The 23,140-nt window shown below is 55.4% G+C and carries 20 protein-coding genes; 19 read left to right on the plus strand and 1 reads right to left on the minus strand.

Annotated features, from left to right (window positions below):
- Nucleotides 1-110: 110 nt before the first annotated feature.
- The 5 genes from ABXH26_RS14380 (at nucleotide 111) to ABXH26_RS14400 (ending at nucleotide 4,801) form a co-directional block, all read left to right on the plus strand.
- Nucleotides 111-608, plus strand: coding sequence for a GbsR/MarR family transcriptional regulator (locus ABXH26_RS14380; RefSeq protein WP_353567779.1), 498 nt, complete (start codon nucleotides 111-113; stop codon nucleotides 606-608).
- Nucleotides 609-1,075: 467 nt separating this feature from the next.
- Nucleotides 1,076-1,435 carry a four helix bundle protein gene (locus tag ABXH26_RS14385; protein WP_353567780.1) on the plus strand — a complete coding sequence of 120 codons (360 nt, stop codon included), beginning with the start codon at nucleotides 1,076-1,078 and terminating at the stop codon, nucleotides 1,433-1,435.
- A gap of 280 nt (nucleotides 1,436-1,715) precedes the next feature.
- Nucleotides 1,716-3,047 carry a UDP-glucose 6-dehydrogenase gene (locus tag ABXH26_RS14390; RefSeq protein ID WP_434783430.1) on the plus strand — a complete coding sequence of 444 codons (1,332 nt, stop codon included), beginning with the start codon at nucleotides 1,716-1,718 and terminating at the stop codon, nucleotides 3,045-3,047.
- A gap of 666 nt (nucleotides 3,048-3,713) precedes the next feature.
- The gene (locus ABXH26_RS14395; protein ID WP_353567782.1) at nucleotides 3,714-4,229 is read left to right on the plus strand and encodes a hypothetical protein; all 516 of its coding nucleotides are present in this window, start codon (nucleotides 3,714-3,716) and stop codon (nucleotides 4,227-4,229) included.
- The gene (locus tag ABXH26_RS14400; RefSeq protein ID WP_353567783.1) at nucleotides 4,226-4,801 is read left to right on the plus strand and encodes a hypothetical protein; all 576 of its coding nucleotides are present in this window, start codon (nucleotides 4,226-4,228) and stop codon (nucleotides 4,799-4,801) included. The genes ABXH26_RS14395 and ABXH26_RS14400 overlap by 4 nt, the downstream gene beginning before the upstream one ends.
- Before the next feature lie 1,102 nt (nucleotides 4,802-5,903).
- Here ABXH26_RS14400 and ABXH26_RS14405 read toward each other — a convergent pair.
- Complete coding sequence (locus ABXH26_RS14405) at nucleotides 5,904-6,332, minus strand: hypothetical protein (protein WP_353567784.1); 429 nt, start codon at nucleotides 6,330-6,332, stop codon at nucleotides 5,904-5,906.
- A 1,344-nt stretch (nucleotides 6,333-7,676) separates the two neighbouring features.
- Between ABXH26_RS14405 and ABXH26_RS14410 the strand changes: the two genes are divergently transcribed.
- The 14 genes from ABXH26_RS14410 to ABXH26_RS14475 all read left to right on the plus strand — a co-directional run bounded on the left by ABXH26_RS14410 (nucleotide 7,677) and on the right by ABXH26_RS14475 (nucleotide 23,028).
- Nucleotides 7,677-9,020 (plus strand): lipopolysaccharide biosynthesis protein, encoded by a 1,344-nt coding sequence (locus tag ABXH26_RS14410; protein ID WP_353567785.1) that lies wholly within the window; start codon nucleotides 7,677-7,679, stop codon nucleotides 9,018-9,020.
- Between the two features lie 559 nt (nucleotides 9,021-9,579).
- On the plus strand, nucleotides 9,580-10,995 hold the full coding sequence (locus ABXH26_RS14415; RefSeq protein WP_353567786.1) for a hypothetical protein: 1,416 nt from the start codon (nucleotides 9,580-9,582) through the stop codon (nucleotides 10,993-10,995).
- Nucleotides 10,995-12,212, plus strand: a complete 1,218-nt coding sequence (locus ABXH26_RS14420) for a glycosyltransferase family 4 protein (RefSeq protein WP_353567787.1) — start codon at nucleotides 10,995-10,997, stop codon at nucleotides 12,210-12,212. Before ABXH26_RS14415 ends, ABXH26_RS14420 begins: the two co-directional genes overlap by 1 nt.
- A gap of 58 nt (nucleotides 12,213-12,270) precedes the next feature.
- Nucleotides 12,271-13,128: a polysaccharide pyruvyl transferase family protein gene (locus tag ABXH26_RS14425; protein WP_353567788.1), complete on the plus strand. Its 858-nt coding sequence runs from the start codon at nucleotides 12,271-12,273 to the stop codon at nucleotides 13,126-13,128.
- 627 nt (nucleotides 13,129-13,755) lie between these two features.
- Complete coding sequence (locus tag ABXH26_RS14430) at nucleotides 13,756-14,358, plus strand: glycosyltransferase family 4 protein (RefSeq protein ID WP_353567789.1); 603 nt, start codon at nucleotides 13,756-13,758, stop codon at nucleotides 14,356-14,358.
- Entirely contained in the window at nucleotides 14,355-15,494 is a 1,140-nt protein-coding gene (locus ABXH26_RS14435) for a glycosyltransferase (protein WP_353567790.1), read from the plus strand. The genes ABXH26_RS14430 and ABXH26_RS14435 overlap by 4 nt, the downstream gene beginning before the upstream one ends.
- 41 nt (nucleotides 15,495-15,535) lie before the next feature.
- Nucleotides 15,536-16,690, plus strand: coding sequence for a polysaccharide pyruvyl transferase family protein (locus tag ABXH26_RS14440; protein WP_353567804.1), 1,155 nt, complete (start codon nucleotides 15,536-15,538; stop codon nucleotides 16,688-16,690).
- A gap of 278 nt (nucleotides 16,691-16,968) precedes the next feature.
- Nucleotides 16,969-17,250, plus strand: coding sequence for an LbetaH domain-containing protein (locus ABXH26_RS14445; RefSeq protein ID WP_353567805.1), 282 nt, complete (start codon nucleotides 16,969-16,971; stop codon nucleotides 17,248-17,250).
- Nucleotides 17,251-17,379: 129 nt separating this feature from the next.
- Nucleotides 17,380-18,237, plus strand: a complete 858-nt coding sequence (locus ABXH26_RS14450; protein WP_353567791.1) for a nitroreductase family protein — start codon at nucleotides 17,380-17,382, stop codon at nucleotides 18,235-18,237.
- Nucleotides 18,237-19,067: a glycosyltransferase family 2 protein gene (locus ABXH26_RS14455; protein ID WP_353567792.1), complete on the plus strand. Its 831-nt coding sequence runs from the start codon at nucleotides 18,237-18,239 to the stop codon at nucleotides 19,065-19,067. The genes ABXH26_RS14450 and ABXH26_RS14455 overlap by 1 nt, the downstream gene beginning before the upstream one ends.
- A gap of 420 nt (nucleotides 19,068-19,487) precedes the next feature.
- Nucleotides 19,488-19,880 (plus strand): VanZ family protein, encoded by a 393-nt coding sequence (locus ABXH26_RS14460; RefSeq protein WP_353567793.1) that lies wholly within the window; start codon nucleotides 19,488-19,490, stop codon nucleotides 19,878-19,880.
- A 793-nt stretch (nucleotides 19,881-20,673) separates the two neighbouring features.
- Nucleotides 20,674-21,057 carry a type VII toxin-antitoxin system MntA family adenylyltransferase antitoxin gene (gene mntA, locus ABXH26_RS14465; RefSeq protein ID WP_353567794.1) on the plus strand — a complete coding sequence of 128 codons (384 nt, stop codon included), beginning with the start codon at nucleotides 20,674-20,676 and terminating at the stop codon, nucleotides 21,055-21,057.
- Nucleotides 21,054-21,452, plus strand: coding sequence for a type VII toxin-antitoxin system HepT family RNase toxin (gene hepT / locus ABXH26_RS14470; RefSeq protein WP_353567795.1), 399 nt, complete (start codon nucleotides 21,054-21,056; stop codon nucleotides 21,450-21,452). Before mntA ends, hepT begins: the two co-directional genes overlap by 4 nt.
- Before the next feature lie 721 nt (nucleotides 21,453-22,173).
- Nucleotides 22,174-23,028: a WecB/TagA/CpsF family glycosyltransferase gene (locus ABXH26_RS14475; protein WP_353567796.1), complete on the plus strand. Its 855-nt coding sequence runs from the start codon at nucleotides 22,174-22,176 to the stop codon at nucleotides 23,026-23,028.
- Nucleotides 23,029-23,140: the final 112 nt, after the last annotated feature.

Consider the following 23,140-nt stretch of genomic DNA (forward strand, 5'->3'; position numbering starts at 1 on the left):
CTCTTGCATTCCAAGCACCAAGTACCGCGGCGCAGCCGCCATGTAACACTTCGTTCACTTGGTTCGGAAAGTCTTGAACCATCGGCACGGGCTTTGCTTTTCTCCCTGCGTTGCCCGCCGCCGATTCCAGCACGCTCGAAACCGAAGCCGCCGATACCATCGCGGCCTACTTCTGCCGCATGGCCGATACCCTCGGCCTGCCGCGTTCCACGGCGCTCATCTACCACACCCTTTTCCTCACCGACGAGGCCCTGAGCTACACCGAGATCGTCGAGCGTTCCGGCCTCAGCAAGGCCAGCGCCTCCACCGGCCTCAAGCTCCTCGAGCGCGCCAAGGCGGTCGAGATCGTCATCGTCCCCGCCTCCCGCGCCACCCACTACAAGGCCGAGCTGTCCCTCCGCCGCCTCGCCGCCGGTTTGGTCCAGGAGACCCTCATGCCCGGCTTCAAGGCCGGCGGGCACTACCTCGAGCAGCTCCCCGACCTCGAAAAGTCCGACGCCCCCATCCTCAACGAACGCATCTCGCGCCTCCGCCACTGGCACCAACTCGCCCACGACCTCGTCCCGCTCCTGTCGGCCCTGGGGCCGACCGAAAAAGCTGAAAGCTGAAAAGCTGAGAGCAGAAATGAAGCCTTCGATGCCGATGATGCCGTCACTCATCTCCCCGCCTCTGGCGCTGACTGAACTTTCAGCTTTTTAGCTTTTCCCTTTCAGCTTTTCAGCGGCTCCGCCGCCCCGCGACCCATCATGGGCTCGCTCCCCACAACTTCCGACTCCCGACCGAAAGGTTTTTCCCGAGAAATCAGGAAATCGACCAAGGGCGGCAGCTTCGCCGCTTCGCGGCGGTGCTTAGTTCCTTGTTCTTGGTGCTTCGAGCCGCTTCGCGGCCGTGCTTGGTTGGCGCTACGCGCCAGTGCCTCGTACTTGGTTCTTGGTTCTTGGTTCTTGGTGTTCGCGAATGAGTGTGCCCGAGAAGGCCGGAACCGTCTTCCTTCGGCGCTACCAAGCAAGAAGCGCCAGAAACAAAGCTTGATCGCGCAGCGATCACAAAGCACCGCCGCGTAGCGGCGACACCCATGGCTTGGAAGACGTTTGAAGAAATCGACGCGTGGAAGCTCGCAAGAGTTCTCAACCAGCGTGTGTGGGACCTCATCAGCGAGGGGGCGTTTGGGAAAGATTTCGCCTTGGCGGATCAGATGAATCGGGCGGCGGGATCCGCCATGGACAATATCGCCGAAGGCTTTGATGGGGGCTCGAATGCCGAATTCGCCCGCTTTCTCAGCTACACCCAACGTTCCTGTTCCGAAGTTCGCAGCCAACTCATCCGGGCTCTGGATCGAAACCATATCGATTCCGCAGCCTTCGAAGAATTGGTCGAGATGGTTTCCACCATTCATCGAAAAACCGGTGGCCTGATCAAACGTCTCAAATCGTGACGACGCGGCGCGGCGGTGTTGCCGCTTTTAGTGCCTCGTTCTTGGTGCTTCGTAAAAGAAGTGCGCCTGAAAAAGGCCGGGAACGACCGCATCAGGCGCCACGAAGCACGAAGCACGAAGCACAGCGGCGCAGCCGCCCCCAAGCACAGCGGCGCAGCCGCTTCCTCTTCCCATGAACCAAGCACCAAGCACCAAGCACCAAGCACGTGGCGAAGCCACTTTGCCGATCAAGGTCCAAAACATCTGCTGCCTGGGCGCCGGCTATGTCGGTGGACCCACCATGGCCATGATCGCCGCCAAGTGCCCGGACATCCAGGTCACCGTCGTCGATCTCAACCAGGCCCGCATCGATGCCTGGAACTCCGACGTGCTGCCCGTCTACGAGCCCGGGCTCGACGAGGTCGTCGCCTCCGCCCGCGGCCGCAACCTCCATTTCACCACCGATCCCAAGGCCGCCATCAAGGCCGCCGACCTGATCTTCGTCTCCGTCGGCACCCCGACCAAGACCCAGGGCATCGGTGCCGGCCGCGCCGCCGACCTCCGCTACATCGAGTCCGCCGCCCGCCTCATCGCCGAGGTCACCGAGGGCCCGAAGATCATCGTCGAAAAGTCCACCATTCCGGTGAAGACCGCCGAGGCGATCAAGACGATCCTTTCCGCCAATTCGTGCAGCGAGGCCAGCTTCCAGGTCCTCTCCAATCCCGAATTCCTCGCCGAGGGCACCGCCATCGACGACCTCAACTCGCCCGACCGCATCCTGATCGGCGGCGAAAGCACGCCCGAGGGCGATGCCGCCGTCGAGGCCCTCGCCAGCGTCTACGCCACCTGGGTCCCGCGCGAGCGCATCATCACCACCAACCTGTGGTCGTCCGAGCTGTCGAAACTCGTCGCCAACGCCTTCCTCGCCCAGCGGATTTCCTCGATCAACTCGATCTCCGCCCTCTGCGAGGCCACCGGCGCCGACGTCAACGAGGTCGCCAACGCCATAGGCACCGACTCCCGCATCGGCCCGAAGTTCCTGAAAGCCTCCGTCGGCTTCGGCGGCTCCTGTTTCCAGAAGGACGTGCTCAACCTCACCTACCTCTGCGAGTCCTTCGGCCTGCCCGAGGTCGCCGAATACTGGCGCCAGGTCATCCACCTGAACGACTGGCAGAAGTCGCGCTTCGTCGAAAAGATGGTCCGCACGCTGTTCAACACCGTCACCGGCAAGCGCCTCGCCATCCTCGGCTTCGCCTTCAAGAAGGACACCAACGACACCCGCGAGTCCGCCGCCATCGCCATCTGCCGCGATCTGCTCCTCGAGGGTGCCCGGCTCGCCATCTACGACCCCAAGGTCGATGCCGACCAGATCCAGGCCGACCTCGCCTACGTCGGCATCGGCGAGGAGCTGTTCAAAAAGAACGTCGAGGTGGTGGACGACCCCTACACCGCCTGCGAGCACGCCCACGGTCTCGCCGCCCTCACCGAGTGGGACGAGTTCCGCGAGCTCGACTTCGCCAAGATCCACGGCCTCATGTTCAAGCCCGCCTTTGTCTTCGACGGCCGCAGCATCCTGCCCATGGCTGCGTTGAAGGAACACGGCTTCGAAGCCTTCGTCATCGGCAAAGGCTAGGCCGCGGAGCGGCCGTCCGTGGTCCGTGGTCGGGAAAGGAGCGGCGTGCCTGTGGCCGCCGACCCTCGGACCTCGCTCCACCTCTCAACTCGGCACCACCCAAGGCACCCTCCAGCACGTCGCAGATGAAATCGGCGCCCCACCGGTCCAGCACCCGGGAAATGAGAGGGAACCACGAAACGGTCGAAAGAGTCGAAATCTGAACAGCCCTTGCAAGGATAAGGGTAGGGACGAGCGCCCTCGCTCGTCCGGCCCATGGCCCGCGCTTGCCCAGCCCCATCCCCGCGCGAAGCCCTTCGCCTGCAAGCCGCATAAAGAGCCAAACCCCCGCGACTCCCTCACGACTTCCCGCGCCCGGACGAGCGAGGGCGCTCGTCCCTACTTTTCCGTGCCTTCCGCGTATTCCGTGGTCAGATTTCGTCCCTTTCGACTGTTTCGTTGTTCCCATCACGCAGTGAGCAGGGAGCAGGGAGCAGGTAGCAGGTAGCAGGTAGCACGAAGCACGAAGCACAGCGGCAAAGCCGCATTCAGCGTTTCAGTTTTTGCCTTCGGACCAAGCACAGTGGCAAAGCCGCTCGAAGAATCGCCCTGTTCGAAAACCGAGCCTGTCGCTATCATCCTTTCGTGGTTCCCACCGCTGAAAAGACACTCGCCCAACATTTGGGCATGACCGCCCACTTATCTCCGCTCCTTCAGAAGGCTCGGAGGCTTGGCATCAGGCATCCCGCCGACTTGGAGAACGTTGCCCGTTCGAGGGGCCTTCACTATTTTGTCGGGCCCGACCGCGATCCGCATCGTGAACGCGCGCCAATCCCGGCGGAAGATCCTTCCCTGTTCAGCAACGAGGAACTCGTCATCGCCCTGATCCATCCCTCCTCAGCCTATTCCTTCAACCGGATCCGTATGGCAGGGGCGATGATGGCGGCCAAAGGAGTCTCGGCAGAGAAACTTGAGCGTCTTGCACGACAAGAGCGTTGTGAGGCGGTCGTTCGCCACATCGCCCAGTGCGGCTCGACGGCCGAACCCGACAACCCGTTCTGGCTGACCCTGCTTGATCGACTTCCCGAAACCCCGCCTGACTGCACCGATCTTCTACCGCAACGTTCCCGCTTCGTTGCCATGTCGGGCCTCAATCGCCATGGCAGACAGAACACCCTGCAGTGGATCCGCCCACTCGCATGATCCCGAATCATCCCGTCGAGGTGCTCCTGACTCTGGATCAGGAGTTGGATCATCCCGTTTCGCTGGTTCTCTACGGTCGCGCGGCACTTGCGCTCGGGTTCGAGCACGCACCGCCTGAGTTTCAAACCACTTTGGATGTCGATGCCATCATCACGTTGTCGCAGTTGCCGGTCTTGATGGATGATTTCGCATTCTGGGACGCTTTGGACCGCACGAACCGGAAGCTCCAGGGAAAGGGCCTGTATCTCACTCACCTTTTCAGCGAGGATCAGGTATTCCTCCGCCCCGATTGGCAATGCCATGTCGTGCCGATCAGCACTCCGGCGACGAAATACCTCAGCCTTTCCCGCCCTCACGTGCTGGATTTGATTCTGACGAAGATGATGCGGGGAAACGATGAACTCGACATGGCGGACATTCGTTTTCTCCTCGCCCAGGAGGACGTCACCGGAGAAGACTTGGATACCGCCATTCGAGTTGCCAGGATTCCGGACCTCCCTGAACTCAGAGACGCCTTCGAGCGGGCAATCCCGGAGGTAAGGGCCATGGCGGCAGCGAGAGACGGAAAATAATCGAGGCCGCCGCCTCGATACGGGTGCTTCGGGAAAAACTCCTTGGTCCGTTGTCCAAAGTCCGTTGTCGGGAAAGGAGCGGCGTGCCTGTGGCCGCCGACCCTCGGACCCCGCTCCACCTCTCAACTCGGCACCACCCAAGGCACCCTCCAGCACGTCGCAGATGAAATCGGCACCCCACCGGTCCAGCACCACGGACACCGCAGGAAAAAGGAACAACGAAACGGTCGAAAGAGTCGAAATTTGAACAGCCCTTGCAAGGATAAGGGTAGGGACGAGCGCCCTCGCTCGTCCGGCCGATGGCCCGCGTCCAAGGTTCGTGGTTCTCGGTCCGAGAATGAGAGGCCCTTGGGTGGCCGGTGCCTCGTGCGTGGTTCTTGGTGCTTCGTGCGAAAAGGCGAGGCACTTGGGACGTGACGTCTCGATCCAAGTTCGACGACGGACGACGGGCAGCATTGCAGGTAGGGACGAGCGCCCTCGCTCGTCCGGCCCATGGCCCGCGCTTGCCCAGCCCCACCCCCCGCGCGAAGCCCATCACGCCTGCAACCCGCATCGAGCCAAACACCCGCGACATCTTTGACGTCTCCCCGCGCCCGGACGAGCGAGGGCGCTCGCCCCTACCTTTCCGTGCCTTCCGTGTATTCCGTGGTTAAATTTCGTCCCTTTCGACTGTTTCGTTGTTCCCATCACTCAGTGAGCCGGTAGCCGGTAGCAGGTAGCAGGTAGCAGGTAGCAGGTAGCAGGTAGCAGGTAGCACAGCGGCAAAGCCGCATTCAGCATTTCAGTTTTCAGTTTTCAGCGTTTCAGTTTTTGCCTTCGGACAACGGACTTGCCCTCGCTGCGCTCACGCCATGCCACTTTGGCTTCGCATAGGGTAGAGGGTCGCTATCGCTCCCGCCGCATTCGGACGACGGACCAAGCACCAAGCACCGCTGCACAGCAGCGTCCAAGCACGCGGCGAAGCCGCAAATCTTCCTTCCATCCCGCCGGCGCGTCTGCTATGACATTCCTCCAACAAAAAACCGCCGGCCCTCTCGGACCGGCGGTGGGTTGTTGCTCCGGACTCGGACGCTTGCTTGATTCAGCTTCCTACGGCGTCAGATCAAGCAGCGTCCGTGGTCCCGGTCTCCCCAGCGGGAGGGTTGCCCCCGGTTTCCCCGGGCGCAGGGGTGTCCGGCTTGGCCGATCCCGGTCGGGTCAGACCGCTGGACCGTTCGCTCTTCGGCACATAGCCGAGGGCTCGATACAGCGCGCTGTCCTCCCCGAAGGCGTCAGCCCCCTGGATGAAGCGGACGACCTGTTGCATCCGTTTCCGGAATTCGGCGTCCACGTGGTCCCGCTCGCGGATGAGCCCCTTGACGATGGACCGGGCATCAGCGATGCGGTCCCTGACATCCAGCATGGCCGAGGTGCTCTCGGCGAACTGGTCGACGGTCATGTCTCCGAAGCTGACTTCGGGGGCATGCTGTTTCCAGGCGCGGATGAATTCATCGCGCGCTTGGATGGCGGTATTGACGGTATAGCGTTTCATAAACGTCATACTGTTCGTTTGGTGAACTGCCCGTATCCCCGGCACCTACCGGGGTTCCCGGAAACCCCCGGGAAGAGCAGCGTCGTTAGAATCCCACGATTCCGACCCACAAGGCAAGCCTTTCTTTTATTTCAAAAACTTGCAAGTCGCTGGATTTGTGGCATTTGCGACCGGTCGTCGAAGCATGGAACGGACCCGGTCCCACCACCGTCGGGACCGATCTCGCGTGCGGACGTCAGAGGCCGTGGCCCCGGATGGCGCCGGCACCTCGCCTGAAATCCTTGCAGGGATAGGGGATTCATCGCCATGCCCTTTTAAACATCTTTAAAGTTGCAAACCTCGAAAGGATTTCTATCGTCGGAGCGTAAAGTTAGAACCCATCCTCTCCTTAGGCACCCGGAAGACGGCCAACCGTCCTTCTCCGCTCAGAGAGCTTTTTGAAATTTCTTCGCGATACGACGAAGAATCGGAGGATTTTTGCGAAATCCGCCGAGGCCAGAGTCTCCCCGCCAGCGGCATCCCAGGGTGGAAATCCACGCTGCGACGTCCGCATAAAGGGCCAAGTCGGCCTCCGACAGGTCGATGTCTTCACCGGACACCCGGACCTGCAGCCCTGACAAGTGGACCTGTGCGCCTGACGAGTGAACCTGTACGCCTGACGAGTGGACCTGCACGCCCGACAAGTGGACCTGTACGCCCGACAAGTGGACCTGTACGCCCGACAAGTGGACCTGTACGCCCGACAAGTGGACCTGTACTCCCGACAAGTCGACCTGCACGCCTGACAAGTGAACCTGTGCGCCCGACAGGTGGACCTGTACGCCAGACAAGTCGACTCGACCGCCCGACGAGAGCGCCTGATCGCCGACCTTCGACCTAAAGACCTTCGGCATCCCGCCTGCGACCAAAGACCAAGTTGCCCTCGCTGCGCTCATGCCATGCCAATTCGGCTTCGCGTAGGGGAATGGGTCACGAAGCTCCCTCTGCATTCCAAGCACGAGACACGAAGTTCAGCTGCAGAGCAGCTCCGCACCAAGGACAGCGGCGCAGCCGCTACGGAGAACGAGTTTTCAACTCGCTTCTTCAATCCAAGCACAAAGAACAACACCGCCGCGAAAGGGCGCGCAACCCTTCCGTGTCTTCCGCGTATTCCGTGGTTCAAGTTTCCCTATTCCTCACTTACTGTAGCACCCGGCCTGACACTGCGATCACGATCCCGCAAACAAAAACCCAGTAAGAGCTCTCAAAATATGCTCTCAAGCCGCAGGAGAATAGGGCAAATCAAATCTCCCATCAATCTACGCGAAAACCTCACTAACGGATCATATAAGATACTTAACATAGATGAGTAATCTGAAGCGAACAATTGCGGCAGTATTCCTAGGTCGTGGCCTGATGGCGCTCCGTCAGCTTCTGATGGTCCCTATTCTTATCCACGCCTGGGGGGTGGAATATTATGGTAACTGGCTCGTGTTAAGTGCCATACCGTCGTTCATGGCGATGTCAAACCTGGGTTTGGGGAGCTCGGCAGCCGCAAAAATAGCAACTCGTCCGGTGGCCCAACGCACTGATAACGCAAAAACGTTTATCAGTGCGATTGCAGGAATCAGCGTGGTATTTATTGTATTAGTTACAATTATAGCATGTTGGGCAACATTCAAGGGGCAAGAATTGGCGGGGATACCATATGGATTTTGGATTCTGATTTCCCTTTTAGTGCCGAATTTTGTGAAAATGGCGTCACAGCCGTTGCAAGGTTGGTGGAATTCCATCGGAAAAGCCCACACCGGGATGCACCTGACCCAGATTCTAGTAGGCGTCGAAATTCTTCTGTATTTTACAATACCAATCGCAGGCGGCCGTGCCCTGGCGGTGACGGTTAGCAGCGCAGTTTGGGCTCTTGTTTGGGCGCTGGGTTATTATGTAATTCTTAAAAGGAGGAAGTGCCCACTATTGGAAGTGGTGCCCGTCGACATCGTGGAGATTAAGAATCTGATGGGAAAAGGCGTAGGATATCAGCTAAGCCCGCTCTGGCAAGCGCTACTCTTCCAGGGATCAATTGTGCTCGCAAAAGCTCTGTTTGGAGCGCCTGGTGCCGCAGTGTGGGGATCTCTTCGAATCATTAACCGAATTGGCAACCAAACTTTGGAACTAGTGAGTCAATCCTGTGGACCCGAGTTCCAGAGAAACGCCTCTCATGATCGTCTGGCGCAAAATAGGATACTCTATTCGAAGTCGTTACTAATATCCCTTGGTATCGCAATAATAATCGCTGGCTCGTTATTCGCTTTTGGAGGAGAGATTTTCAACATATGGACCCAAGGCAAGATGGTGGCACCGAAGGAAGTGTGGCACGTTCTACCACTATCGTTGATTCCCTTCTCGGTATGGTGGATCTCGGGAGAATACCAACGGGCATTGAACTTCCCTTGGTTTCTAAATATTGTAGGATGTATTGCGGCTGGAGTTTCCCTCTTGGTGGCCTGGATGTGGGCCAAGGTTTGTGATGCAAGCGTTGTTGCAATGTGTGTGGGCGCGGTGGCTTTTGATTCTCTGATGGCTCTAGCTATCATACGGAGCACTGCAGATAAGTTGCAAGTTACTGTATCGCAGATGACCCGAGATGTGTTCAGTGTATTGAAGAGAGCTTGTCGGAGAATAAGGCCCCAAGTGCAGCTGCGGCAGTGAAAAAATGGCTCTTCGACGTGGACGCACGACAAATTCCGTTCACTCTGGAGGTTGCATCCGCTAGGGGCACCTTGAACGGGGGTGGAAGTCCAAAAAATGAAGGCATTGATCCCCTTAAAGGGATACATCGTTAACGCAATGAACTTCGAGGATATGAGTGTGCAGATCAACGCCGATTTCGACAAGTTTTTTCGGACAGAAACTCAGCGGCATCCCGGCTCTGAGGCCGCCGCAATAAAAAAGTGTCTTGTCGCATTGCAAGACGTATAATTGGATGAACTCCTTTGATTGTCTAGCGGGCGTGCAAAAATACAATTGAGTAATTCGGGGGGGCGCACAACGAGATACTAAACGAACGACTAAAATACCGCGAACCTTGCTAAGACAGATCCATAAAAAGTCATTCGGCCAACCAAGGTCGCCGGAAGGAAGATCGGAGCGATTTTTCGCTTCGTTGGCGGGTCGGACAGCTGCGGCTGCAGCTGGAGTATCACTGGTAGGATTCCTCATCAAATTATTATTACCCGAATCTGAAGGTGCTTCGAATATCGTCGGGTATATGAGCGTCGGGCTTTGTCTCTACCCTACAATTTCCGTGCTTTTAAAGCGCGACCTTAAGCTACTCCTCTCAGCGTTGGTAATAGCCAATCTCGCCCCGATATGGTTCCTTCATCTTGAAGGAGTGCTGAGCGGAAGAGACGCTAAGGAGCTTCTTTCTCCTGCCGTCAGAATCGGCGGATTTATATGGGCGAATGTTTACAGCGCAATTTTCAACTGCCTATATCGATTCTTCTTAAAAACTACGTCAAAAGCACTTCATCGTTCCGCCTACATTTGGGCACCCGACCCACAAAGCTCTTTGCTGGGGCTCGCTGCAATCGCGATGTTTTGGATACCCATCGCCATTATCGGTCAGCGCTACGAATCCTTGGAGCAATTATGGTGGTCATTGACAGCTGGCCGCACGGGGGGTGAGATGGGTGTATTGCTTCGTGTGACTTCGGTAGGTGGAAGCAACTCCTTCTATCTCCCTCTGATGTGGGCATTCCAGCTGGTGCCTCTAGTTTCCGCAATGGCTCTTGATTCGCATTTAAGGCAGCAGAATCACCCTGTAATCCCTTGGATCGCGACTTGCTTTGGGTTAATGGTGATCGGGTTCTACCTCTTGGGCGGATCAAGAGGTCAATTCATTCAAATTGTAGCCGGTCCCTTGGGGCTCCTGATATTCAGAGTAAGAAATAGAGGATATGTAGCGGCAATCATCGCGCTAGTAAGCTTCTTTTTATTGATTGGCATAATGGAGCTGCAGGTTAGGCAAAGAGGTAACCTTTTGGAACTATTGAGTAGGGATAACATAAGACCAGGGACGGCGGTCAAAAATAGGGAGATTACTACGTTCAATCCATTGGAATCGCATCGCGACAACAATCTCTATTTTCTTTGCCTCATTGTAGATCGAATTCCCAAACAAATCGATTATGATGGATTCAATAGTCTATTTATTGATCTGGTGAACCCGATCCCTCGAGCGTTGTGGAAAGACAAGCCATCTCATCATGACGGTGATCTGAGTGCTAGGAATGCTGATGCAATTTATAACTCAGGTCCGCTTCAGGTTGGGACTAGCAGTATTTCATGTACAGTGGTTGGTGAGTTCTATAAAATGGGTGGGATATGGGGCCTGGTTGTCATCGCGGCAATTTATTCATTTTTACAAAGTTATACCGATATTCATTTCCTGAGAGCGAGGAGATTAACTACGTTTCGTGTAGGGGTCCAGGCGATTTCGGTATTCTTCGCCCTGTGGGGATTTCGTGCATTCGGGACATTTTTGAATATGGGTTACCCATTGATGATGTTGGTAATAGTACTAGTTATTGGGGGGAAGCTGGTCCGAGCGCCCTCGTCCAATGCCTCGAAGAAAATGCACAAGGAAAGTAACGGGAATTTGAAGTGCCAAGAGCGAGCAAAATGATGAATGAGGATATTCAAGTGCTGCAAATTGGCGCAAGACACCAATATGCTATACCGAGAATTATTAATGAACTCGGCAGATTGGACGTGCTATTCACGGACAGTTGCGGGGCGAGCAAGCTTGGGATGGTATGTAGCAGGATTCCGCGTATGTTTCGACCAAGTAAAGCTGCGAGACTTGCAGAAAGGAGCATACGCGGAGTGCCACCAGAAAAGATAAAATCATGTGACGCAATCTCACTTTCTGAGTTAATTTGGAAGCGAGGTGGAGAGAATTCATTTGATGTTCTCAAGAGAAACTTAATTCGCTCCAAAATAGCTTCGATCGCAGCTAGAAGACGAATAGGTAAGATTCCATCTATCATCTACACCTTCAGCCGGGAATTTCAAGACTATGTTGAATGGTCGGTATCAATGGGGGCAAGATCGATCGTTGACGTATTCATCAATCCGCAAACTGCTTGGATTTTGGAAAGAGACATTTCAGGTACGATGCGCAAAGTCTACCGAGATTACCTTGATTTAGAGCGTATTTCGTATGAACGCACCGTAAGGAATGCAACTTTAATTCTTTGCCCTTCGGAATTCGTCGCCCGGGGAGTAGCGGAAATGTTTCCGGACTCTGAGGGAAAACTTGAAATTGTACCTTATGGAAGCACAATGGGGCAAGCTCAGGTAAGAAGCGGGAACGAAACAATCGAAGGAAGGTTCCTCTTTGTTGGGCGTGAGGCATTACGGAAAGGGTTGGATCTTATCAAAGAGGCCATTCCAAAGGTGAAGAGTACCTTTCCCTGCGCGGAAGTGCGAATTGCTGGACTAAACAGGGGGCAGTTGATTGACCTCTTCGGCTGTGAACCAGATGGATTGACCCCTCTGGGAAATCTCGACCGCAACGAACTAGAGAATGAGTATCTGCAGGCTGATGCCTTCATCTTGCCGTCTCGATCGGAAGGCTTTGCTAGTGTAATTGCCGAGGCTGCATGTTACGGTTTGCCTCTTTTGGTGTCACCTCAATCTGGCACACCAAATATCGGTGGGTCCGGTGTGATCTGGCTCTCAACAGAAAGTTCGATCACAGTTGAAGAGGGAATGAGAACAATCCTTATGGACAGGAGACGGAGAGATGAGTTGGCTAAATCAAGCCGGGAATTAGCTCATTACTTTTCTGAGGAAGCATGGAAAGCGAGACTCGAGGAGGCACTTTCGAAAATAGCTTAAATAGTTAAATATGGAACTTATGTGTTATAGGGATTGGCGGGGAAACTTCGGGGACGACTTGAATCTGCCCTTCTTCCAGGCAATGGTCCCAAATCACCTTGATATTTTGCCCGATATCAAGCTCTACGGTATAGGCACTCTGCTCAACTCCAATCGGGGCCGAATTGAGCGCGCAGTTATTCTTGGGTCCGGCTTCGGCTACGGCGATAAAATTGATTGGAATCAACAATCCGTTACCGTGTTAGGGGTGCGTGGTCCGCGAACAGCTTTGGCTTTAGGCTTAGAAGATCGGGACGACCTAATTATAGGAGATCCGGCCCTTTTCTTGCCATTGATAGATTGCTTAAATACTGGAGGTGATCTTGGCGGAGGACGATCCGTAATCGCACCGCATCACAAGACTACGGAGGCTTGGGATTTGGCCTCCATATCCAATGACGAACTGTTTGTATTGGATCCGGGACTGACCCGAATTGACGACTACATCGCGACCATAAAGGGTGCCGACCTTGTTATGGCGGAGTCGTTGCACGCTGCAATTGTTGCTGCGGCATACGATGTTCCCTTCGTGCCCATTGCGCTTTCATGTGAGATAGATCGGAGCAAGTGGGGCGATTTCTTCGATTCCCTAGAGGTGGAGCGTTGCGAGCATTACGCTATGCCTATTCCGCTTAGAAAGAAGCTTCGACGGTTGGAGGTTGGGGTAGCCAGAGGGCTTGCTAGGAAGGGCTATTGTGTAGAACGACATTATAGGGGATCGAAACTTCCCCCAAAGTGCGTTTCGGCAATCAGGCGCGCCGCTGGCGATGTTAAACTTATGTCACGAAATTGCCAGATCAGAGGCGATCGCCGGATCATACAAAAATATCAAAACAGGATTCTCAATGCCTGTAATAAACTCGCGTCAATGAAATAGATGAAGATGGAAGATGGAGCGCCTATTCCAAGCAAGTCACTGGAGAACGTGGGAATATTGTTTCCGAATTTCGGGCCTTATCATAGCGCTCGGTTGGAAAATTTGGCTGGCCAACTTGAGCAGTCTTCTAGGAGGTTAGTCTGCTTCCGCCTGACTGTTGGAAGCGATGTTTATAGTTGGAGGCCGTGTGCGCCACGCAATGCCCCGACCATCACCTTAGCTAGGACAAGCACTGGGGTGCTCGAGGCATTGAGGATTGGGTTCCGTCTGTTCAGGGAAATTAGACATAGAGGAATTCAGGTAATGCTCTTACCAAGTTATTCACCACTTCCGAATTTGATGTGCGTGTTTGCATCCAAGGCTGCTGGCGCCAGAGTTGTCCTGATGTGTGACAGCTGGGAAATGTCTGGGCGTCGCGGAGGTTTCGCGAGAGTAATTAAACGATTTCTGGTCGGCCTGTTCGATAGCGCGTTCGTGGCTGGGACGCGGCACTGTCAATACCTTGTAGATAACGGGTTCTGCCGAAATAAAATTTTTAAAGGCTATGATGTGGTCGATAATAGCTTTTTCATAGATCGGTGCGCCGGGATATCGGAAGGGCGGTCCGCTTGCTCAGTTCGCGGCGGTATGCCCGAACGTTATTTTTTGAACGTAGGACGATTGGTTACTAAAAAGAATCTGGGAATGCTCCTTCAAGCTTTCTCAGAGATCCTGGAGAGATTCCCTTACAGTGATATTTCGTTGGTGTTGGTTGGCGATGGTCCTGCATTGGAGGCCCTTAGGTCCGATGCCGCGGCGCTTGGGGTTCCGTGGGAGGAGTTTGGCTGCAACTCGGAAGCGGCTCCGAGTCGATGTATAGTGAGCCTCGGCTTTTTGCAGATTGAGGAGTTACCCTCCATTTTTGCGGCGGCGGAGGCGTTCGTCCTCCCAAGTCTATGGGAGGAGTGGGGACTAGTCATCAATGAGGCGCTAGCATGTTCGGTCCCAGTAATCGTCTCGGACCGCGTTGGCTGTGCGACGGATTTGGTCAGGGAAGGTTGGAATGGGGCAATTTTTCCCTTCGATAACGTGGAGGCGTTAATACTAGAAATGAGTAAGTTCCTGAGTGACGGAGCATATCGTGCTAAACTGTCAAAGAATTGTGTAGAGAGCGTTAGTGAATGGAGTTTAGACAGGTTTGGCACTAATGCGATGGCCGCAGCAGAATGCGCATACAGGGAGAGAAAATGAAAGTCCTCTTTTTTATAGAAAGTTTGAGGCTATCGGCTGGCGGAACTTCGCTTGAAGTTTTTACGATGGCGGAAAGGTTAGCCCATGAGACAGACGTCAGCGTATCGGTACTAACTTTAGCAACCCAAGAGCCTTCTCACCAATTGTCTGACAAGGTAACTCATATTACCCTGCCCCGTCCATCGGGAGTTCTTGGGTGGCCTGGTGCGTGGCGGATGATGAAGAAAATCTTTGAGCGGCAGGAGGTCGTTTTCCTGACCGGGATATGGGGACCGTATGACGGGCTCGGAATGCGATACGCTTGGCCACATCGGGCACGCGTATTTGTTCGAATCTGCGGAATGCTTGAGCCCTATATACTTAAGCGCAATCGGTGGAAGAAGCGCTTGGCACTGAGGTGCTACGTTCGAAGGAACTTAGCGGTAGCTTCGGGCCTCATTACTAATAGCTTGCCCGAGCAAAACTGGGTCCGAGGTCTGGGATTCAATCACAATATCCTGAGAATTCCTAACGGCGTAGAGCGCCCCACAGGCGATTGTCAATCTAGGGCTTCCGCACGGGACGCGTTTGGATTCCAGGCCGATCACTTCGTCTTGTTATATCTGGGGCGGATTCATCCCAAGAAGGGACTGGCATTGCTATTGGACTCGATTGCTGAGATGGGTGAAGTCGTTAGAAGCAAAGTGCACCTTCTGGTGGCTGGCCGGTTTTCAGATCAGGATTATCGACGAACAATCGAAACGCGAGTTGGAGATCTAAGTTTAGCCAGGAACGTCACATTTATTGGTGAGGTCGAGGGATCCGGAAAGGAATCCGCATTCGCGAGCGCGGACTGCTTTGTTCTTCCCTCGGAGAGCGAAGGATTGCCCAACGCCGTATTGGAGGCTCTCGCTCGAAGGCTACCTGTAATCGTAACGGAGGGTTGTAACATGCCTGAAGTCGAGCTTGAACGTGCAGGAAAGGTGATCGCTAGAAATAAGGAGTCACTCGCTGCTGCCATAGAGATGTTCATAGAAATGGGAGAGTCGATAGAGGATTATCGCCAGCAGGCCGGGATGCTTAGTGAGACATGCTTCTCATTGGATCGTACTGTAGATTCCTATAAAGAAGTGATCTTCGGTAAGGCGGCGTCATAGTTACGAAATTGGCAGGTGTTTTTTACAAAGAAATAAAGAGAATGCGAATCGGGATTGTAACATTTCACTTTAGTAATAATTTCGGTGCTGCCTTACAGGCCTATGCATTGCGCAGATGGTTAACGGAGGCCGGGTATTGTGCGGATTTAATAAACTATTCGCCCTCTCACGTGGAGCACGGAGGTGACATTCGGTTTAGTGTTAGTAGACGGGCGATTCTTTCAAACCTCAAGGTGATATACCTCAAACAGGCTCACCTAAGGACCCAATTGTTTGGGAACCGGCGCCAACGGCACCTGTTCGAGAGGTTCAGGAGAGAGAATTTGGGGATTTCAGGTCAAAAGTATACGAAGCTGAGTGAGCTGGAGTTGATCGGCGACAATTACGATCTGCTTATCTGCGGAAGCGACCAGATCTGGAGTCCCTCGGTCCAGTACGGCCTCGACCCTGCGTATTTCTTGAAATTCGGAAAGGTTCCGAGGAGGATATCATACGCGGCAAGTTTCGGAAGTGCAGACTACGAGACGCTGACGACGTGTGACATTAGAAAGCTGTTGGACGGCCTCGACGAAATATCTATTCGCGAGGATAGCGGCGTCGATCTCGTTAGAATGATTTCGGGTGTGAAGGGCACCAAAGTTGTTGATCCCACCGCTTTGTTGCCCTCCTATCAACACCTAATTGACAGCGCGGAAAGTGTTGACGATGAGGGACATTTATTTTGTTATGCTCTAAGGACAGATGCTGGCGTACGTGAAATTTCACAGTTCGTATCTTCGAAATTGGGTTTAGAAGTTGTGGCTCCAAGAAATCCACATAGCCGGTGGCGGGCGATTGGGAGCACGAGGCATCCTGGTCCCAATGAGTGGCTTGCTTTGATCGCGCGGTCTTCGTTTGTTGTCACAAACTCGTTTCACGGCACGCTATTTAGTCTCCTTCTAAAAAAACCGTTTTTGGTTGCAGCGATTCCCGGCAAAAAGGTCGGTTTGAATGATCGGATGGAGTCCCTTTTAAAGAGCGTCGGTCTTCACGAGCGTCTCGTGTATGACGTGAATAAAGGAGCAATTTCAGGACTCCTTGAAATTCCAATTGATTGGGAGAGCGCTTTCGAGAAATTGAGCAGGCAAATCGGGCATTCTGAGAGGTTTTTGATTAGGCAGATTGAATTAGCGGCAACACCTAAATCGATAGCATGAATAAAGAGACCGAGCCTAGGTTTCGCGAAGCAAGGTATGTTGACAGTATTCCTGTAAAGAACAAGCTATCCAGGCTTGCTTGGAATATTGTATGGCTGTTTTTGTTTCGAACCACCCCAAGATGGGCCTTGTTTGAATGGAGATGCTGGCTGTTGAGATTATTTGGGGCGAAAATAGGGAAGGGATGTCGTATTGCCCCTACTTGTAAAATTTGGGCTCCTTGGAATTTGGCCTTAGGGCACTATTGCGCATTGGGAGATGCTGTCGATTGTTACTCGATGGACCGAATTGAAATAGGGTCAAAAGTTGCAGTGAGTCAAAGGACGTTTCTTTGCTCAGGGACTCATTCGATCAACGATCTTAGAAGGCCCCTCGTTACGAGGCCTATCAGCATTGGCGATCACGCTTGGATTTGCGCTGAATCATTCATCGCACCTGGGGTGGTTATAGGCGAAGGTGCCGTAGTCGGTGCGAGATCCGCTGTTTTCAAGAACGTCGATGAGTGGAATGTGGTCGGTGGAAATCCTGCCACCTTCATCAAAAAGAGGGAGATCTTTTAAATAAATATATATATGGCAAATGTGAGGACAATTGGCAGCTTAGTAGCTCTTCCATTTGAGTATGCTTGGGACTTCATTCGTGCTTGTCGATGGAGCAAAGCATCTCCACTTGCTCCAGTGAGAAAAAGTATGTACTATGATGTGATATTGCTGGCACATACAGTCGAAAAGGGACTCTCCCAGCCTAGCCCGAGACCCAGGTTCGGGAAGCAGAAGATTGTCGCATTATTGGATTTGTGCGATCGTTACAGAGAAAGTTGGGATCAATTTCCAATCGAGAAGACCTACGGTGCTTTGCTGGCGTATATCGAGTGGCACATGAATGCGAAAGAACCGATGGGTGAGCTTGAAAGCCGTATTGTTGGGTTCGTTAGCAGATGTAGGGACCGTGGGTTAGTAAATCGGGGCGGTACCAAGCTTCTTCCGCAAACAGCAATGGAGCGAACGATGGAGAAAGGGGGAGGGCTCTTGGAGAGTCGCTATAGCTGTCGGAAATTCGATGATCGAATTGTTTCGCGCGAGGTAGTCGAAAGGGTGATTTCAATTGCCCAGAGAGCCCCGTCCCAATGCAATCGACAGTCTTCAAGAGTTCATTGTTATCAAAATCACGATGACATCCAGGGGTTGTTGAAACTTCAAAAAGGTGCTTCCGGTTTTGCTGAAGGCGTGAGAAATCTGTTTGTGGTTACATCGGATATGGCGGCTTGGAGTGGTTGTAATGCACGTAATCAGAGTTTTGTTGATGGATCGCTGTTTGCCATGCAACTGGCGTTGGCTTGCAGTTCCTTGGGTATTGGAAGTTGCGCACTCAATCTCGCGGTAGGTAATGCCCGGGAAAGGCTAATTCGAATTGCTGGGAATATTCCGCATGGTGAGCGGCTTATACTGATGATGGCGTTTGGGTATCCGGATTGCGAGGAGGCATTGATAGTTGCGAAATCCGAGAGGATTTCGCTGGATGTCGTGGCAACATTTCATAATCACTAATGAGTGTCTCATTACTAATACTCACAAAAAACGAAGAACAGGACCTCCCTGGATGCCTGAAATCCGTGGAGTGGTGCGATGATGTCCACCTGTATGATTCGTGCAGCACGGATCGGACGGCGGAGATCGCCGCAGCGGCGGGGGCTAAGGTGACGCAACGAAGGTTTGACAACTGGTCCGCCCACCAGAATTGGGGTCTTGCTCATATTCCGTTCAAATATCCTTGGGTGCTCTACATTGATGCGGATGAGCGGGTGTCTGATGGACTGCGGCAGGCAGCTCTGGCGGCCGGGACGCCGGAGGCACCTGAGAGCGCCTTCCGTCTCCGACGCCGAGATTTCTTCGGCGATGGGACTTGGCTGAAGTACGCCCAGATTTCCCCTTTCTATCTCAGGTTATTCCGGCCGGAAAAAATGCGCTACGAGCGGCTGGTCAATCCCGTTTCGATCGTGGATGGGCCCGTCGGTGAAATCGAGGGTTTCCTCGACCATTACCCGTTCAGCAAAGGTATCGGCTTCTGGTTGGAGAGGCACATCAATTACGCGGATCTGGAAGCGAAGACCATCCTTGAGAACCGCGTGAAGGGCGGGGAGTTTTCCTTCGTCAAAGCTGTCACCGAGAAGGACTTCACAGCGCGACGGTTCCATCAGAAAGAGTTTTTCTATCGCTTGCCGGGTCGGCCGCTGATCAAGTGGCTCTACATGATGGGGCTCCGTCGGGCGTTTCTGGATGGGACGGCGGGAGTGACCTATGCGACCCTGCAATCGATTTACGAGTACTTCATCGTGCTGAAGCAGCGGGAGATGGAGAGGGAGAAGCGGAAAAGTTGATAGTTCGTCGCTGGTGTTTGTTTGAGCGGCTGCGCGGCCTGCTTGGTTCTTCGTTCTTGGTGCTTTGTGGGCGCTACGCGTTGTCCTTTGTCGGGAGGTGCTGCGCACCCGTGCATGGTTCTTGGTTCATTGTGCTTTGTGCTTTGAGAGTGCAGGGCACCGTCCGTTGTCCTTGGTCTTTCGTCCATGGTCGGCTCGTGAAGTCTTGTGCTCTGCGCCTTCCACGAGCGATGTATTGGCAGCGTCAAAGAGCCAGCGCTTGAGGTGCGCCGCGCACGACTCCAAGTTCTTCTTCGACAACGGACAACGGCGTAGCCGTTACCCGGCATTGGAAATGCTGATGAAATGGCAAAGATGAGCAGGCTGGCGCGACTGATAATGTTCAGCGGAGGAGCAGGGTTGACCCTGCTCCTTTTTTATTTGTCGTGGATCCCCGATCCTCGGCTGGGGCGGATCGGCTGGTTGGGGCAGGTCGGGGAGTGGTCGGATCGCCACGACCAACTCCGCACGGGGATCCCCGTCCTGCTGCTCGCGACGCTGGTCGGCCTCTGGCTCACCGTGACCGGCAAGCACCTCGCCTGGTGGCTGGCGGCATTTTTCGTGCTGACCGACCTGGTGGTGGTGGTGGAGCTGGGTCAGCTTTTCATTCCCGGACGGAACTGCGATCCGGCGGACATGCTATGGGGGGGGCTCGGGGCGGCTTCCGGGCTCATCGCTGTGGGCGTGGGTTCGTGGGTGCATCGGTGGGCGGGCTGTCCGTTGTCCGTCGTCCGTCGTTCGTGGTCGGGAAGAAGGAAAGGCCCCGGCAGTTGAGACGGGGCGTTCTGGGTGGGCGGCTACGCCGCGTCCGAGGTCCTTCGTCCAAGGTCCGTGGTCCGAAGAGGAAAGGCAGTTGGGCCTTCGGCCCGTCCGTGGTCCTTCGTCCAAGGTCCGTGGTCGGGAGGCGTGGTGGGCTGGAGAGCCGCTTTATGGTGTGTTTCGTTCTTGGAATGCGAGAGGGAGCTTCGTGACCCATTCCCCTACGCGAAGCCAAATTGGCACGGCGTGAGCGTAGCGAGGGCAACTTGGTGCTTGGTGCGAAAAGGAAAGGCACTTGGGTGGCGTTCACTCGTTCGAAGCACGAAGCACGAAGCACGAAGCACGAAGCACGAAGCACGAAGCACGAAGAACAAGATTGCCAGGTAGGGTCGAGCGCCCTCGCTCGACCGGCCCATGGATCGCGCATGCAAAGCCCATCCCCGCGCGAAGCCCTTCGCCTGCAAGCCGCATCGAGGCAAACCCGCCGCGACCCCCTGTCGTCTCCCGCCGCCCGGACGAGCGAGGGCGCTCGCCCCTACCTTTCCGTGCCTTCCGTGTGATCCGTAGTCAGATTTCGTCCCTTTCGCCCGTTTCGTTGTTCCCATCACCGCGGGAGCAGGGAGCAGGGAGCACAGCGGCAAAGCCGCATTCAGCATTTCAGTTTTTGCCTTCGGACAACGGACAACGGACCAAGGACCAAGGACCAAGGACCAAGGACCAAGGACCAAGGACCAAGGACGTGCCCATGCAGCCATCTCCGATTTCCTTTACTCTTCCCCGGATGGGGCGATTCGGGCAGTCTGAGGGCATGAAAGTCCACGGGATTTCGGAAAAGCAGCGGGAAGACATCGTCCGCTTGCTGAAGCCGCTGGTCCTCTATGGCTTCGGGTCCCGGGTGACGGGGCGGGCCCGGGATGGAAGTGACTTGGACCTGGCATTTCTGAGTCGCGAGCGGGTCGACCCGGTGAAGCGATTCGAACTGGCGAACCGGTTGGCGGACGCGCTCGGGTTCACGGTGGACCTGGTGGATCTGGCCGAGGCGAGCACGGTGTTTTCGAAGGAGGTGCTGCGAACCGGAGTGGCCTTGGAGGTGGCGGACGAGGCAGTGCGGCGGCAGTTCGAAATGAAAACCCTCGCGGACTATGCCAAACTCAATGAGGAGCGCCGGCCTGTTCTGGAAATCTGGTCATGACGGACGATATCGCGATCAACAAGGCAGCGATCATCCGCAGATGCCTGGAGAGGGTGCGTGAAGAGTATCGGAACGATTCCGCACGGCTTGATGATTTCACGATTCAAGACGCCATTGTGCTGAATCTGCTGCGCGCTTGTGAAGCGGCGATCGACCTGGCGATGCACCGGGTGGCGGAGAATCGGCTGGGCATTCCCCAGCACAGCCGGGATGCCTTCGAGCTTTTGCGAGGGAAAGGAATGATGAGCGAGGGTACCGCGACGGCCATGAAAAACATGGTCGGATTTCGGAACATCGCGGTGCACAGCTATCAACAAATGCAGCGTCCCATCCTGGAGGCAATTCTTGAGCGTCACCTCAAGGACTTCGAAGTGTTTCTCAAGGAGTGCGGATAGGGCGCGGCGCGGCGGACAGCCGCTTTGCGGCCGTGCTTTGGTCTTGGTGCTTGGTGCTTGGTGCTTGGTGCTTGGTGCTTGGTGCTTGGTTCGTGGTGCTTGGTGTGAAGCGGCTGCGCCGCGTACTTGGTGCTTGGTGCTTGGTGCTTGGTGCGAAAAGGAAAGGCCCTTGGGTGGCGTTCACTCGTTCGAAGCACGAAGCACGAAGCACGAAGAACAAGATTGCCAGGTAGGGCCGAGCGCCCTCGCTCGACCGGCCCATGGCCCCGCGCGTGGCCAGCCCCATCCAAGGGCGAAGCACCTACCGAACGCAGTCCGAAGGGAGCCAAACACCCGCGATACCCCTGACGTTTCCCCGCGCCGGACGAGCGAGGGCGCTCGTCCCTACCATTCCGTGTCTTCCGTGTGATCCGTAGTCAGATTTCGTCCCTTTCGCCCGTTTCGTTGTTCCATCATCCAGTGAGCAGTGAGCAGTGAGCAGTGAGCAGTGAGCACAGCGGCAAAGCCGCATTCAGCGTTTCAGTTTTCAGCGTTTCAGTTTTTGCCTTCGGACCAAGCACCAAGCACAGCGACGAAGCCGCTAAACGGCTCGCCGTCTGCTTGCCCGATCCCATGCGTCGGACATTTTGCGTGAAAACACTTGCTTCGAATTCCGGTTGGGTCCATGACCGAATCGCGCCAACGGCTCCGACCCGGACTCGTAACCCGCTGGCAATGAATCATGAGTGAAACGCTCCAGAATCCTGCTCCCGCCTGCCTCCATGCCTTCGGCATCCGTTTCTGGAACGGTCGCTGCGAGGACCTGCTGGTGGAGATGGATGAGCGGGGCGGCGTTCTCACGGTGCCTTCCGCCCCCTCGCTGGGACAGGCGGGGGACGATCCGTTCCTGATGGAGGCCTACCGGGCCGGCGACTGGTCGGTGGTCGATGGCGGCTACTGCGCGCTGACCCTGCGCGGCATGGGGGTGAAGGTGCGCCGGATTTCCGGGCTGCAGATTATCGAGAAATCGGTGGCCGCGACGACCGACGCCGTGGTCCCCATGCGGCAGCGCCGGATCCTGTGGGTGATGCCAAACGACGAGGAACGGGCGCGCACGCGGCATCTGCTCCACGGGCTGGGCTTCGACCCCGGGCGGCAGCACTACTACCTGGCACCCTACTATCGCAGCGACGAGGATTTCGCGGATGCGGAACTGATCCGTCAGGTGAAGGAGTTCCGGCCGGATTGGATCATCCTGGGTCTGGCGGGCGGGCGGCAGGAAAAGCTGGCCTATCACCTGCGGCGGATTGAGTGGGACGAGGCCTCGCGCGCCCGCCGGGACCGTGGCCCGGCCATTCTCTGCACCGGGGCGGCGATTGCCTTCTTTTCCGGCGGCCAGGTGGCGATCCCGAAGTGGGCCGACCGGATGTATCTGGGCTGGGCCTTTCGAGCCTTCAAGGATCCCAAGACCTGCGTGCCCCGCTACATCAAGGCCTTCTGGCACTTTCCTCTGCTGGTGGCGAAGGAAAAGCTCCGTGGCGGGGTGGTGGCGAATCCATCGCTTGGCTCCGTGCCCGGCTCCACCGCCGAGCCGTGACCGATTTGTTGCAAAGGCATGTTCGAGAACCTTCCAAACGCATTTGATATTTCCGGGCCGGAGACTCATGAAGACATTTCGATGTCGTGGAGTCCGTCAGGGATTCTTCTTC

Origin of the sequence: Haloferula sargassicola (assembly GCF_040362925.1) — a bacterium.
In the GTDB taxonomy this organism is placed as follows: Bacteria; Verrucomicrobiota; Verrucomicrobiia; order Verrucomicrobiales; family Akkermansiaceae; genus Haloferula; species Haloferula sargassicola.